Raw genomic sequence first — 16,938 nt, forward strand, 5'->3', positions numbered from 1 at the left:
TTGCTCGCCTTTTCATTTTTTATAATTTGTAATCACCAATTGCTTGTACTGGATTTTGAAGAATCATGTTGATTAATCCATAAATGTGATTTAATATTTCCTGTATTTTCTCTGCTTCATATACGGTTTGATCAAATCCAAACTTTATTGTAAGTTTTTCTTCAGGGAAGCACATAATTCCATACTTTACATGTGGCTCATCAACGACTTCGTAATCCGTGATAGCAAAATGTCTGTTTTCATTTGAAGAAAAGATTGCTGGATTAGTTGGATAGTTTTCAAAAACCCAAAGATGGTCAGTCAACTCAGTTTTTAATTCACTTTGCTTTTGTATATCAACAAATGAATAGTATGCATACTCATTACATTTCAATGTCTCTAGTTGTACCTTTTGCAGGAAGTCCACAAAAGATTGCGTTTCTGTCCATGCTAATCGGATAGGCAAAATATTTGTGAACAGACCGAACATATTTTCAATTCCTTCTACTTCGGGAGGTCTGACTGATACTAGATTAGGCAATACTACTTCTCTCGTTCCGTTAAATTTGCCAAGCAATATTCCCCATACAGCTAGTAATGCCGTATTCATAGTTATATTATTTTTAGTTACAAATGTCTGTAACTGATCAGTCAAATCCTTGTCTAATGTTAAATCCGTAAAAGTGAAGTTTAACCCTTCACTTTTAGATGGGACTTTCTTTTTAGGAATACTAATTTTCTGATTGTATCCTGATAAATAATCTCGCCAAAAATGACGTGCTTTCTCATGATCTTGTGCCAAAGTCCAATCTATAAATGTTTCAAAAGGTTTTACCATAGGTAACTCCGCCGTAGTTCCCGCATTTGTAGTTTCGTAGAGCTGGAATAATTCGTCTATCAAAATGCTGACGCTCCAACCATCACATGATAGATGATGGGAACTCCAAATTACCTTATACTCGTTATTACCTAGTTGGAATATACAGAGACGGGTCATAAGTTCACTATTTTTAAATCCTTGACTTAAATTTTCATTCATCCACTGATCTAGGAATTCTTGCTGTTCTTGTTTCGTCATCTCAATCAAGTTTTTTATTTCTGAATTTATTTGAACATTATATAGAACAGCTTGCCAAGGTTTTGCTTGTTCATCTTGCACAATTATTGTTCTTAAAGAATCATGACGATCAACTAATTGTTGGAAACACTGAATAAAGAGTTTAATATCCAGCTCCCCCTCAAGTGCCCAAATTGTTTGTTCAAAATATGCATTTGTATCAGGTTCATTCGTAGCATGCTCATAAATAACTTTCTGGAAAGGTGCTAACGGGTAAATACGTTCTATTTTTATATCCGGCATTTTTTCTTGTATTTTGGTAAGTGTATGTTGATTAAGTTGTTTATCTTTAACATTTAGTAATGTAGCTTTATTATCGTTCATTATATTTACATCATTTGTTTGTGAACTTGAAAACTGGTCTAGCTTTTTAACAAATTGAACCATGTCTCTTAATATAGGAAATGAAAATAGATTTTTTGGTTCAAGCTCGAATCCTTGTCGATACAGTCTAACGGACACTTGAATCGCTTTTATCGAATCTCCACCTAAGGCGAAGAAATGATCATTTACTCCAACTTGATCTATTTTGAGTACTTCTTGCCAAATACTAGTTAATATTTTTTCCATTTCAGTTTTTGGAGCAATAAATACTTCATTTTTTTGTTTCTGCGGAGTAGGGAGCGCTTTTCTATCTAATTTCCCGTTTGGAGTCAGGGGTAATTGGTCCAAATAAACAAAATAAGAAGGAATCATATAATCTGGCAAGTGATCTCGCAAATGCTTTCGTAGTTCTGTTGTACTAATATTTTGCTCAGTTACTACATATGCAACTAAAAATTTTATTCCGTTCTCATCTGTTTGATCAATTACGAGAGCATGTTCGACTTGTTTATAAGTTAGAAGACAATGAGAGATTTCTTCTAACTCTACTCGATATCCTTGAATTTTCACTTGGTAATCTTGGCGGCCTAAAAATTCAATATATCCCTCAGAATGCATTTTTCCACAATCTCCTGTTTTGTATATAAGACCAAAATCAGGATGTGACACAAACGCTTCATTTGTTTTCTTTTCATCATTTAAATATCCTTTAGCAAGGCCCACTCCCCCGATATATAAATCTCCAATTACACCAACAGGGCACATTTTCTTTTCATAGTTCAACACATAATACGTTTGGTTTGCCAAGGGCATCCCGTATGGAATACTATTCCAATGTGATTCCACCTGTTTGACCGGATAATAAATTGACCAAATCGATGCTTCTGTTGCCCCTCCTAGTGAAATTACTTCTGCAATCGGAAAATGTCGTTTTATTTTTTCTGGTAAAGAAAGCGGAATCCAATCTCCACTATGTAAAACTAAACGTAAAGAAGAATGTTCAAAATGAGAACCTACTTGATCCAATGCCAAATCCATGATTGCAGGCACTGTATTCCAAATTGTAATCCCTCTACGTTCGACAGTGCGGATTAATTCTTGCATGTCTCTCGGATCACGAATCATTACTAACATTGCACCTGTGCTTAAAGCTCCGAAAATATCGTATACAGATAGGTCAAAACACATGGAAGAGATACCAATAATACGATCATCTTCATTTACCTCATATTTTTGATTTATGTCTTGAATAGTATTTGTAACCGCTTGGTGAGTAATAATTACTCCTTTTGGTTTTCCTGTACTTCCTGAAGTGTATATAATATAGGCAATATCTTCTGGACCAGCAATAGCGGGCATATCTTTTGTTGTATAAAATGACAAATGATTTTCTTCATAAAGACTAGGTTCTAATAAAAGCTTGCATGAACTATTTTTAAAAATATATGTTTGGCGATCTAAAGGATGATCGGGATCAATCGGAACATAAGCAGCACCTGCTTTTAAAATACCTAACATATTAACAATTGTGTCAACTCGCCTTTTTGCTAAAAGACCCACTTTGTCACCTAGACCAATGCCTTGCTCTTTTAAGAAGTGGGCAATTTGATTGGAGCGTTTATGAAGTTCCGTGTATGTTAACCATTCTTGTTCAAATACTACTGCTACTTCATCCGGTTTACGTTTTACTTGGTCTGTAAATAATTGATACAGAGTAGTTGAAGGTATTTTTTCTGTTGTTTCATTGTATTGCTTAATTAAAGTTTGATCCGATTCTTTCATCTGCAAAGATGTTATATCGCTTTGTTTCACCAATTGTTCCAATAAGTCAACAAATTGGGAAAACATTGCTTCTATTACATCAACATCAAACAACTCTTCAACATAGTTCCAGCTAATTAGTAACTCTCCATTTTTTTCAATTACTACATTATCCAAATACACTTGTGGAGTCCGAGCATGAATATAGCGAAGAGAACCAAGTTGTTCCCAAGAGAAAGCACCTGCACCTGCTAACATCGAGGTGAAAACGATTGGCATAACTGCTTTTGGCGTCATTTGATGATATCGAGTAAAATCTCGAATAAAGTTAACTCCATCGTAATGACGATGTTCAAGGCCATCTAATAAAGTAGATTGCGTTTCTTTTACTCTAGTAAAGAAAGTTTGCTCTGGTTTTACATCAACATCCAACAAAATAAGCGATGTGAAATCTCCTACAATCTGTTCTACTTCATCATGAACAGGATAACGGTTAAATACAGTCAAATTAATTGCTAATCGACATTGATTACTCCAATATGCCAACACATCACCATATATTGTACAAAGTAGAGCGGAAGGAGTTACCTCTTTCTCTTGTGCTATCTTTCGTAGCTTTGTCCATTTTTCATTGTCCAGGATCTTAGTAAGTGATTGGAATTTAGGAGTAGCAATCTCTGCTGGATCCTTTTTTAACAACAAAGAAGGTGCAAACGGAAAGTCAGGAAGCTTACTTGTCCAATAATCTTTTGCTGTTTTATATTCTTCGCTTTGTTCCATTTCATCATAGATAAATATATAATCTTGAAAATCAAAAGATAAAGATTCTAATTTTTGATTTGGTTTATAATAATAATGCAACAAATCCTGTCCAACAATGTTCATGCTTGCTCCGTCCATTAATAAAGCATCGTATCGAAAACATAATAAATATGTGTCTTCTTTTAAAAGAAAAGCTTTCAATTCAAACAAAGGCCATTGCCCCAAAGGGAATACATGGTTAGTCATTCGAGAACGCTCTTCTTGTATGCGAGCATTTTGATTCCTATCATCTAAATCTATGAGACTCACTATTTCAATCTCGTAATCAGGAACGCTTTGTAATATTTGCTGTTTTCCCTCTGGTAAAATTACAGCTCGCAACATTGGATGACGATGGATTACCTTTTGAAAACTTTTTGAAAGACGATTGATATCCAATGCTGTTTCATATTCAAAATATGTTTGAGGTGAAATACCACTTAATTCAAACTGTGAATTCCTTCCTAACATATACGCTGTTTGAACTTCTGTTAAGGAAAATGGATTAGACAAATCTTTAACATGAGTTGGTCTACTTTCAAAGTTTTCCTCTTTATGCTCTAACTTTACACAAGAACTCAGTTGAGCGATTGTAGGGTGCTTAAAAAAATCTGTTGTACTTATTTTTAAGCAGTCTTTTCTTAATAAATTAATTACCTGAAGTGCTTTAATGGATTCTCCTTTTAATGCAAAAAAATTATCATGAATACCGATTCCCTCAATCTCCATAACTTTTTCCCACGCACGCACTAATTTTTGTTCAATTTCATTGCGCGGGGCAACGTATGGAATTGATATATAATCCGTTTGTGTTATATCCAATAACCTTTTTCTATCCACTTTTCCATTTGGATTCAATGGAATCTCTTCTACCTGAATCATTTTTTCAGGAATCATAAACTCAGGTAATTTATCACTTAAATATTTTCTGATTTCACCAAAAGACACCTTGTTATCCGATACATAGTAGGCAGCTAATAATTTCCTATTTCCATACACTTGATCAACAACGATAGCCTGGTTTATTTCTGGATATTCCCTTAATTGAGTTTCGATTTCTCTTAATTCAATCCGATACCCCCGAATTTTCACTTGATGATCCATTCGACCTAAATACTCAAGTTCTCCATTAGGCAACCAACGAACGAGATCACCTGTATGATACATCATTTCCCCTGCCATAAAAGGACTCGGTACAAATTTTTCATCTGTCAGTTTACTTTTACCAAGATACCCTCGTGCTACCGCTACTCCAGCAATGCATAGTTCACCGGGAATTCCAAATGCTTTTAATTGGCCATACTTATTCAATATATAGGAATGATAATTCGGATTTGGTTTGCCGATCGTAACTTCTTTGGAAGTGCTCAAGTCTTTTACTGTTGCGCAAATGGTTGTTTCTGTGGGACCATAAATATTTAAAATTGTTGCTTCACTGATACAACGAATTTTTTCAACCAAATCAATGGAAAATGCTTCTCCTGCTAATAAAATAGATTTTAAATCTTTTAGAAAATTTGCCCCTTCTGGATCACTCAAAATCACTTCCATTCGCGATGGCGTTGATTCCCATAAATCCACCTTATGTTTTTTGACCAAATGAGCCAATTCTTTTGTTGCAAACTGGTCCTCTGTAGCAATTACTACTTTTGAACCTTGCGTTAAAGGAAGACATATTTCTAACAAGGAAATATCAAAAGATACACTAGCAAGAAACAAGAATGATTGATTAGCCTTTACTTTTTCTCTCATTACATTTAAAAAATGAACTAGCGATTTTTGTTCTATCATTACCCCTTTTGGATTTCCTGTCGATCCTGATGTGTAAATAACATAAGCCAAATCATTAGGATTATGTTCTCGTACTAAATTACTTTCTTCACCTTGAAAAAGATATTCTTTATCAAGATACAGTACTTCACCCGCAAATTGTGGCAATACTTCCTCTGTTCGCTTACTAAGTAAATATTTTGCTTGACTATCTTGTAACATATATTCAATTCGTTCAGTTGGGTAGTTAGGGTCTATTGGTAAATAGGCTGCTCCTGCTTTTAAAATCCCCATCATACCAATAATCATTTCTAATGACCGATCTACCATAACGCCAATAATACTTTCTTTTGAAACACCTTTACTTTGAAGGATAGAAGCCAATTGATTCGCTTTCTTATTCAATTCTCTATATGTCAAAGATTGATCATTACAAACAACAGCAATTTGATCTGGAGTTTTTAATACTTGCGCTTCAAACAAATCTTGAAATGATTGAAACAAGTCTATGCCTGTTTGAAAAGTATTCAATCCTTCTAACAACTCTTTTTCTTCTTCTGCAATAATACAAATATCTTTCAATGCCAAATTCGGGTTTTGTGAAACTTGCTTTAAAACATAACAATACGAATTGGCAAACTGTTGCAAAGAAGAGAATGAACGGGACTTGCAAGAAATTTGAAATTCAAATTCATTATGTATTTCATTCCATTTTCTTCGTATCCATAGGACTAAATTATTCTCTGCGTATTCTTCTAGTGAATTTTCATTATGTAATCCTTCCATCCCGATTACAATTTGAAAAGGAGTTAAATTGTGTTTAACTAATAATTCAGAGAGCGGATACTCCTGATTTTCATACCCGAATAAAGTCGTTTGTTCAATCTCATTTACTAATTGTTTAAAGGGGTGATGCGGATGGATTTCACTTCCTAAAGGAATCAACTTATTAAGATTCTCACTTTGTTCAAGATTCTTTTCAATTATAGGAATACCAATAGTAATTCTTTCTTGATCTGTATAATGTGCCAAACAAACCCTTAAAGCGGCTTGAAACCAGCTAAATAATAATAAATCTTGAGACTTACTTATTTTTTGTATACTTTTACTAAACTCTACATTCACTATGACTTGAACGTACTCACAAGGTGTTTCTTTATTTAGTTGGTAATCGCTATTAAATACAGAAAAATCGAGAACCTCGGAAGATAATTGCTCCTTCCAAAACGCTTCTACTTCTTTATTTTCATGAATCGAACTTCGATCTTTAATGTGCATTTTTATCTTTATCCCCCTAATATTCATTTTTTCTACTCGTTAATTTTCAAGCCAACTTCAAGCCCATGGAGAAACACTTGATGGTTATCCAAACATAAAAATTTCTGAATCTCTTCAAATTTCATATGGCCAACTGAACAAACCCCTAAATTTAATGTCTCAGCAACCATATTTAAGGTAGCAGTGATAATGCCTGACTCGATACAAGCAAATAAATATCCATCTGAACCGTATTTCGGGATAGAAGCGTTCGCATTATAAATCAAATACACTGAGAATGCAGATTGAGTAAATAAATCCTGATTAATTAACTCATGATCACTTTTGATCACTTGATCAATGTTGTTTACAATCACAAGACTATTTTTTGATGGGTTATAATAATAAAATCCAGCTTTCATACCCTCTATACGTTTTGGTTTTATATAAACAAAGATATCAATGGGATAGAGCCCGCCTGCACTTGCGTAATGATAGTATATTTTTTCTTCCCTAACCTGTTTTAGAGTTGATAAGAATTGGGAAAATTCCGAAAAACTAATGTGTTTTTCCATTTCAAATTGACGACAAGACCTACGTTCCTTGATTATAGTGGGTAGCTCATCTGTTGTTTCAAGTTGAATTTCGGTTGACCGTGCAGCAACGTACGTGCGATTTAATTGTTCACTCATATACTTATCTAACTCTTCTTTAGAAAAGCGAATCTGGTTGCTATATGGATTTGGAAAAATCTTTTCTTGTGAAGAAAATACTTCTCTTGGGTGTAATATGTTACTTACTAACACACGATTTTTTATCATGAGCTCTATGTTTTTTTGTGTCTCTTCTACATTTCCTAACGAAAAGCGCTCTACTAGTTCACTAATTTTCACACCTTTTTGAGCCATAAAATAAAAATCAGGAAACCACTCAGACAGAATACCTGTAAACCTCATTTCCCCTATCAAAACTTCATTATGCAACTTCTCCCAATGCTTAATCGGAGACCAGTAATAAATTTTCTCGCTCATATAACCCTCCATAAACGTTTAACTTATTTTTGAAATGCAATTTTCTAATTTACAAAATTTTTTTAGATTCTGCTCCTTGTCTCATAGTGATTATAAATACATGTACTTTAACGAAACTTGAAAATAATGAAATAACTTTTTCTTCATTAAAATTTTTTATTTAATCATAAAAAATGATTTTTTTTTGGATATTTCACATCCTTTCCCACAGTAATCCTATAAGGTATAAACCATTTATAACATTGAGAATATTCATGTATTTCCAATGTGAAATTATTGTAATAGATTGAAGAGCGGTTGAATATAGTTATTAAATCAAATAATGTTGAGAAAGTTTTATTTATTATATTGATAAAATTTTATGATGTAATTTATTACAAATAGATTAAGAAAAGAGTTTTAAATTTTTCTTAATTAGTTAGTGTGAAAATATCATATACTATTACATACAATTGAGTTACTTACATTTCATATTCAAAATAGAGAAAAGACACCTTGAATGGTGTCTTTTCTCTATTTTAATTCCATATACTTTTTACGCCTTTGTTATTTTTAAACGATTTGTAGGAATTAATACAACTCGAACATCTAGTTTATTATATGTTCAAATATATAATAAAAATTATATGAATTACGAACGTATTTCATATAATTTTATAAATAAACTCAAAGATATCTTCTCCCCCTACTGTCACAAAAGAAATAATCTATTGCTTATTTCTTTTGTTAAATTGTAATATAATTACAGTATGTGAAATTATATTACATTAACTTTAAAAACGAAGTGAGAATAATCTTCACTTCGCTTTTTTTATTTGCAATCCTTATTAACTTTGCTCAATTCAGTATTTATTTCCACACTCTTCGCTTTTATTTAGTAGGTTTTTCTGATTTTAAAACAATGGAACTTAATGCAGGAACTTTAATTTTATTGTCATGGACAACATAAAGTGGTTTACTTCCCGCCTGCTTCCCGTCTACTAGTACTTTCCAAGGCCCATTCGATGGAAGTGTTATTTCAACCGCTTCTCTATTTGCATTGTGAGCCACCGTAAAGTATTCATTTTTATTCCCCTCTATTGTATAAGCTACCGTATTTTTCGGGGCACCTAAAAATGAAACTTGTGTTTTTATTTGCTCTGCAGATGTCATTCGAAAAGCTGAGTACTTTTTGCGTAATTCTATTAAGCCCTTCATATAATCTACTTCATTATTAAACGTTGCACGGCGCAGCCAATCCATCTGGTTAATTGAATCTGGAGATTTGTAACTATTATGATCACCATATTTCGTCCGCATAAACTCTTGCCCTGCATGTAAAAATGGAATTCCTTGTGATGTTAATAAAATCGAAGAAGACAATTTGTGCATTTGTGTTCGCACTTCATCGCTGTCACCTGGATTAGTTAACTCAAGTTTATCCCATAATGTATGATTGTCATGTGCTTCCACATAAGTTAGCACCTGCTCTGGATCTTGATAGGTAGACGAATTTGTATCATAGTCAATACCTGCTGTAATGCCTTTTTTAATACGATCTTCCATGTTTTGCTTTCCATTTACAAAACCATTTTCTTTCTCCTCAAATACACTACCTTTCAATCCATCACGTATATTATCATTAAAATGAGCAATCCCTTTCATTTTCTCTGCATTTTTTTGATTTGCTTTCAGCTCAGCTGCAAGAGGTGTATTTAAATCCCATCCTTCTCCGTGTAGTATAATAGAAGGGTCAATTTGATTAACAGCTTTACGTATTTCATTCATCGTTTCATAATCATGAATACCCATTAAATCAAAACGGAATCCATCTAAATTGTATTCTTTTGCCCAATATGTGACGGAATCTATCATAAATTTCCTCATCATTTTTCTTTCTGAAGCAGTATCATTTCCTACTCCAGTTCCATTTGCAAATGTTCCATCTTCATTGTAACGATAATAATAACCTGGAACTAACTTATGGAAATTAGATTCAGCAGCGTTATACATATGGTTATATACTACATCCATCACTACTCGAAGATTATTATCATGTAGTGTTTGAACCATTTGCTTCAATTCAGTTATTCGCACAGTCGGCTCATAAGGATTTGTAGAATAGGAGCCTTCTGGAACGTTAAAATTTTTAGGGTCATACCCCCAGTTATATTGCGGTTCATTTAAAGTCTCTTCATTTACTGAAGCATAATCAAATATCGGTAAAAACTGAACGTGAGTAACACCTAGATCCTTTATATGATCAAGTCCTGTTTTTACACCTTCTGGCCCTTTTGTTCCTTTTTCTGTTACACCTAAATACTTCCCTTTCTGTTTAATACCACTTTCAGGTTGGATGGAAAGATCGCGTATATGTAACTCATAAATAATAGCATCTTCCGGATTTTTAAATTTTGGCTTTTTGTTTGCTTTCCATTTTTTCGGATTTGTTTCTTCTAAATTAACGACTGCACCTTTATCCCCATTTACAGAAGCAGCACGCACATATGGATCAACTGCTTCAGTCCACTTATCACCAATTTTGACCTTATACGTATAAAAGAGCCCTTTTTGGTTCCCCTTTAGTTCTGCTGTCCAAGTTCCCTTTTCACCTTGTTGCATGTTTATTTCAGCACCTATTTTATCGTTCCAGTTTTTATATGTAACTAACTTCGCTTCACTTGCAGTAGGAGCCCATACACGGAACTTTGTATGTTGCGCGGTATATGTATTCCCTAAATCGTTACCACTATAATAAAATAAATTATCAAATTCCTCGCTACGAATGACTTTACCAATTTCAGTATTCGTATCAGCTAAGTTTTCTATTTTAAGTTTGTATGTTTGTTTTAAATCAATTTTCTGTTCCGTAATTATTTTAACCTTATTAGTAATATCTCCACTGTTTATATCATAAGGACTAATATCCTTAATTTTAATGCCTTCAATTTCAATTTTCTTTTCCCTAATATTAAATGGGACATTAGTCGTTACAGTAATTTCATGGAAACTATCAATAGTTGCTTTTTGAATTGAGAGATCCGATGAAGGCTTAGAGTTATATACTTTTTCATCACCCGAAAGAATCCATACTTCAGCACGACCGTCCTTTATATTTTCAATCCAACGATCTCCACCATCTTTTTCCCATTCATTTGTTCGAACTATAAATCCTACGCGATTATAGTCACCGTCTATTTTTATCTTAGCGTATTTTCCAAATTCATCTTCACCAGTAAATTCATAAGATGTACCATTTGCATTTTCACCCCATAACCAAAGATTCCAGTCTTTTGTATTTCCAAGCTTCTCTTTGTAATGAATGATAATTTCAGTTGTTTTCGAATTTGAAATTGCCTTCACACTCTGAAAGGAGAAAACAGATGATAACATAACGATTATGGTAAGTAATAAGAATGATTTGTTAATTAACCTTTTTGTAATTTGCACCACATACACCCTTTCTTCAAATATTACTAGCGATTTATTATGCTTACACTGAATAACACTGCTTAAATTAATCTAGAAATCTCTTTTAATTCACCTCCATATTGGCTATTTTCACGTATGTATTTCAATGACCTTTTAATACGAAAACGTTTGCATTAATGCTTAAAAAAATAGATTTGTGTATGCCCTCATATATTTGTAAATGCTAAAAGGTCAGGGAAATCATTTTAAAGCAATCGTTTGTTATCGCTTTCATTTTATAGACTTTCTATCAAGAGGTCAATATATTATTAATTTTCTGTTTTTACACACTTTAAACCTTATTTATTTGTCGCAACTTCTTACAGATAACGCACCTAATTATTGCTTAGTCAGTTTATTTCCAACAATACATTGATAAGTAAAAAAACAGCTAATATCCTTAAAATGATATTAGCTGTTTTTCATAATGTATTAATATATGAATGATAACTATATTTCTAAATTACTTAATTTTTGCTGCATCAAATGCCTTTTGAACTGCTTGAACTTCAGCTGTATTTGCACCATATTTATTAGTTGCCACTCGAATACATGCTGATCTCAATTCTTTGAAATTAGAAGTCATGTTTAACTCATCAGTATTTGCATAATAGAAAATATCAAACATTTTATCTTCACCAATTCCTTTAACAGTCACTCCGTTATGAGTTCCGCCTTTTGCAATGAGATACGCAACTTTATTAATAATACTTGAATTAAAATGAACACCGCCTTGATCCCATCCATTAAAATCGTTAAATTCACTGTAATCATCTGGATAAGGTACTCCAAGTGAAGATGGAACAGAAGCTGGGTTTTCCATATCACGGAAAACAGATCCCGTTTGTTCTCCCATTGTCCAGTTAAAGTTGCCATTATTTACGTATTTCTCAATAGATGTTCCCATTATATCAGATAGTGCCTCATTAATTGCACCGGATTCCCCGTAATATTCAAGATTAGATTCGCTAGAAGTAACAGCATGTGTAAATTCATGTCCAGCTACGTCATATGCTTTAACAATAGGATCACCATATACAAGCATACTTCCATTATTAGCACTTAATGCATTCTGCCAATTCTTCGGATCATTCGTCTCTTCAGAATCCCAAGCGTGTACAACTGAAACTACCTTTTGTCCCTTATTATCAAAGCTATTACGCTTGTATTTATCTTTATAAAAATCAAATACTTTTGTTGCTAAGTAATGAGCACTTACTGCTTTTGGATCGTTAAATGTTGCCGAAGTACTAGTCGCTAATGTACCCGGATAATAGCTTTCTTCTTTAGTAATATCTCTGTAATTCACATCATATGTTTCAATTCCTTGCCCTCTTGTATAATCAGCAAGAGCATATTTGCCATTACTTTGTTTAGAGATACCAAATGAACGATTAATACCTAAATCATCTTTTCCTGTTCCGGTTAATGATGTAAGACTGCTTTGTTTACTTTTCTTTAAAGCGCCAACTAGTTTGTCACTGGCTTTTAAGTTAGATTCTTGTACCATATTTTTTAACATATCACCATTTTGTGCATTTACTAAATAAGTACCAGAAACATAGTTTGGTGTTGCAGCTTCGAAGGTAACTTGGTATGCATTGCTAGCTTGTCCATTATTTTCATCAACAAAAATAACCTCTTTAACTTCTGGCTCAGAAATAAACTTGATATCGTTCCCGTATTTCGTATAAATATATTGTTTTGCTTCATCTTTTGATAGATTAATAGGTTTTTTCAATTCTTCTTGTTTTAAATTTTGCGCGCTATCACCTGAAACACTTTTAATAACACCCTTATTATCTACGTGTGCAGTTAATTGATGTCCATATACTTCTTTTCCTTCGTATGTTTGCTGCATACGCACAAGTGTAGTTCCATCATACGAACCACGTTTTTGAAGGACTTTATAATCTACTCCTGCTTCTCCATTGACTTGTTTTTGGGACAGAGCTTGTTCTGTTTTCTCCTTAAGTGCATCCTTTACTACATTTTCTGGTGCCTTTTGTGACGGCTGTGTAAGTTCACCCGAACGGAACGATTCCTCCTGAATTTGAACTTGTAGTTGATCTGTTTCCTCTGCATGACCTACCCCATATGGTGCCACAGCTGTTAAAGCTAATCCTGTTGTTAATGCTACCTTAGTTAATGTCTTTTTGTTTTTCATTATTTCACCTCGTATAATTTTTGAAATAGAAAGCTTGTACAAAGTATACTGTCTATTAATGTCTAAAAAAAGAGAAAATACACAATTTATGTAACATTATGCAAAATTACATAAATTGTGGTCAATATTATAAATAATGAACGGAACACATATGTACATTAATTTGAATAAAAGAGAGTCCTTATAGGTGCTCACCCAATTGGTTAGTTATTAATTATCTATATTCATTGTAATAAAAGTATACTTACCTCTAAATAACAACATAAAAACCCACTCTTTACTATTGTAAGAGTGGGTTTAATGTTATTAAAATAACAATTACTATAAGAAATTTTATAATTTATATTTTTTTAGTAATCCTACTAAGTTTTTTGTAAAATTCACCTTTTGTCTTTACATGATTAAACTGATTTGGATTAATATTTGCTTTTTGTGAGAGTAATATAATCTCTTCTTTTGAAATTGAGTCTTTCGTATTTATAGATGCTATATTTGTGTATTTTCCGTCTTCTGTTTTTGGAATTTCTAAAATCCCTTTATTCACAAGATCAACTACCGCCTTATGCTCTGAAGAATGTAAATCTACACCAGTAATTTTCCAATTATGCATAACTTTTGGTGTGTATACACCGTTCTTTACCTCTTTTAAATATGTAATAGCAAGGTTACGAATGGTTCCGCCTGTTTCTCCAAATGCATTCTCTTGTTTAGATGACCAAATTTGTTCAAACTTACGCCCCTCTAAAGCTCCACCTTTTGCCTGAAGAGCCTCCATTCTATATGCATTCATTCCCAACGTCATAACATCGCTCATTTTGATTGGTTTGTTTGTACGAATAGAGCGTAAATTTGTAATTCTGCTTCCATATGGTTTTGTTAAGTCAATTTCGTATTTTACGCCTCCAAAGAAATCGTTCGTACTGTATTTAGATGCACGGCGGGTTTTATCAAAGCTAACGGTTACATCTCCGGCACGAGATGAGTTAAAATATCCTGCTGCCCATTCCATATAGTCTTTTAAATCTTTTCCAGAAATCTTATATACTGTAATTTCTCCCAAGGCATATTGGTAATTGTACGCAATATCTTTTTTCTTAATAGGGCCTGTATCTAAACGGGCATAATCATTATCAATTTGATGGGCTACTACATCTGCTTTACTGTAGTAGAGCATAACTTCATGAAAGAAATCTGATAAAGGTGTTTCTTGAATCTGAACACTTGGAATACCCTTTATTTCATTTTCAGGAACAAGATTTCTACCCTTTAATTGAGCGACTACAACATTTGCATCTCCTCTCGCATATTCGTGAAAAGGTGTTAATGTTTCTTCAAGTGTAGGATCAGATAATATCGTTGTCCCATCAGCATTTTTTACAGGTATAGCGGTAGCAGTTTTATTTTTTAAAGCCAACTTCCCATCTTGCTTTGTAAAAGTAAGGTCAATACGTGAAATATGTGTTCCATATTTATCTGGTTCTGTAATAATTACGCCATTTACAACTTCTTTTTTTACAAGTTTATGCATATGAGCCGCAAAAATAGCACTTAGTTCCGGACAAGCATTTGCAATATCTTGTACACCAGTACCAGGGATACCATTCTCATTTTCTAGTCCCATATGCATAACTCCTACCATTACATCTACTTTACCTTCTAATTCCTTAATTGCCTTTTTCGTCTCTTCTACCGGATTTTTCACCACTAAACCATTTAAGTGATCTGTCCCTTTTTCAAAATCACTAATCATTGGTGTATTCATACCAATAATCCCAACTTTAATTCCACCTTTCTCTACAATTGTATATGCAGGAAGAAAGCGCTCTCCATTTTCCTTGTAAATATTTCCTGCTAACGTTTTTCCCTTATATTGCTCACTAACTTTTTTCAATGTATCTAATCCAAAGTTGAATTCATGATTTCCAAATGCCCAGGCGTCATATCCCATTGTATTCATCGCTACCATCATTGGCGATTGTGGCTTATCGTTGAATAATTCTACTGAGTTTCCTTGAATTGTATCCCCGGCATCTACTAATATGGTATTTGGATTTTCTTGACGGACCTTCTTTATAACCGTATAAAGCTGCGTCAAACTTCCACTCATATTTGCTCCATCAAGCGCATAATCCCAAGGCATAAATCTGCCATGAATATCTGCAGTACCTAACAATGTAATATTAACTTCAGATTCCTCAGCCTTAGAGATAGGTGGTTTCACTATTACTGCTGTTCCGAGCAGTAATAGAATTACAAAGTAACATACATAGTTCTTCCATTTCATTTTTTGCATAATAATAATATTTCTCCCCTTTTTGTACTTTCATAAAGTTGCTTGAACTTTAAAAATGTAACTTATTATTCAGGAAACTTCAACTACAAAAGATAATTTTGAAGGTGGTTCTGTTGCAAAAATAAAGAGAATAAATTGCATACATCCTCTGACAGAATTGTATTTTATCATTTCCTGACAGAATACCCCTTCCTTAAGCGTGTGAAGTGTACTTTCAAAAAAATAACCCCGCTCTTCATTTAAGACGGGGTTACACTTATACAGAAAATCGGATAGTTTCATATTTTCTTAAGCTTATTGGTCACTTTCAACTAATTTCATTCTATTTTTGTTTTCTTCTGAATCAATATGAATCAACCGTTTCCCCTGTTTATAATACGTATCAATAAATAGGGAATAATTTTTACTTTTCAATTTCACAAAGCAATTTTATCTCTTTTATTTGTGAAATATGACGCTGTTCATGTAAATAGATCAATTCTATCCACTGATCAAGGGATAATTCTCCAAGAGCTGGATGCATCACTGATTTTTTCGCTAATATAGACTCATCTTCTATTGTACTCAGGAAACGCATCAATTCTTTTCTTGATTCGTTTAGCATATTGAGCATTTGCTGCACTTCAAATGGTTCTATACTTGGTTCAATCATTTCTGGAGCTATAAACTTTTTCGTTCTATCTAATAAAATAGTGTGAATTTCTTTACGCTCATTTTGGGTACTATCTAACTTTTTTAACCCTGAGGAAATAACTGTTATCACTCTCTCATCTAATAAAACTAAATGATGACAAACTTGTGCAATACTCCATTTATCCTTATCTGGTTTCCTATTAAATTGAGCATCACTCAACAAAGTAATTTCCTCAAATAATTGATCTCTCGTTTCATAAAACTTGTCATTTACAAATGTATCCATGTGGATTCTCCTTTCATTGCAACCTACATACTTAAATTTCTACGCTAGAGATATTATCTTCAAAAAAAG

6 protein-coding genes are annotated in these 16,938 nt (G+C 33.2%); all 6 read right to left on the reverse strand.

All coding sequences use genetic code 11. The annotated features are described in order from the left end of the window. Positions 1–19: 19 nt before the first annotated feature. The gene (locus tag N2V79_RS13245) at positions 20–7,030 is read right to left on the reverse strand and encodes an amino acid adenylation domain-containing protein (RefSeq protein WP_340719947.1); all 7,011 of its coding nucleotides are present in this window, start codon (positions 7,028–7,030) and stop codon (positions 20–22) included. A gap of 32 nt (positions 7,031–7,062) precedes the next feature. After that, positions 7,063–8,040 carry a SagB/ThcOx family dehydrogenase gene (locus tag N2V79_RS13250; protein ID WP_001290961.1) on the reverse strand — a complete coding sequence of 326 codons (978 nt, stop codon included), beginning with the start codon at positions 8,038–8,040 and terminating at the stop codon, positions 7,063–7,065. An 870-nt stretch (positions 8,041–8,910) separates the two neighbouring features. Beyond that, positions 8,911–11,469, reverse strand: coding sequence for a type I pullulanase (gene pulA, locus N2V79_RS13255; RefSeq protein WP_340719948.1), 2,559 nt, complete (start codon positions 11,467–11,469; stop codon positions 8,911–8,913). 484 nt (positions 11,470–11,953) lie between these two features. Then, a complete protein-coding gene (locus N2V79_RS13260) occupies positions 11,954–13,657 on the reverse strand; it encodes a M4 family metallopeptidase (protein WP_000791447.1) in 1,704 nt (567 codons plus the stop codon). A 340-nt stretch (positions 13,658–13,997) separates the two neighbouring features. Then, positions 13,998–15,950, reverse strand: coding sequence for a bifunctional metallophosphatase/5'-nucleotidase (locus N2V79_RS13265; protein ID WP_340719949.1), 1,953 nt, complete (start codon positions 15,948–15,950; stop codon positions 13,998–14,000). Positions 15,951–16,353: 403 nt separating this feature from the next. Further along, positions 16,354–16,869: a DinB family protein gene (locus tag N2V79_RS13270; protein ID WP_340719950.1), complete on the reverse strand. Its 516-nt coding sequence runs from the start codon at positions 16,867–16,869 to the stop codon at positions 16,354–16,356. Between the last annotated feature and the right edge of the window lie 69 nt (positions 16,870–16,938).

It is taken from the genome of Bacillus sp. CH_70 (assembly GCF_038007045.1).
Classification (GTDB): Bacteria; Bacillota; Bacilli; order Bacillales; family Bacillaceae_G; genus Bacillus_A; species Bacillus_A cereus.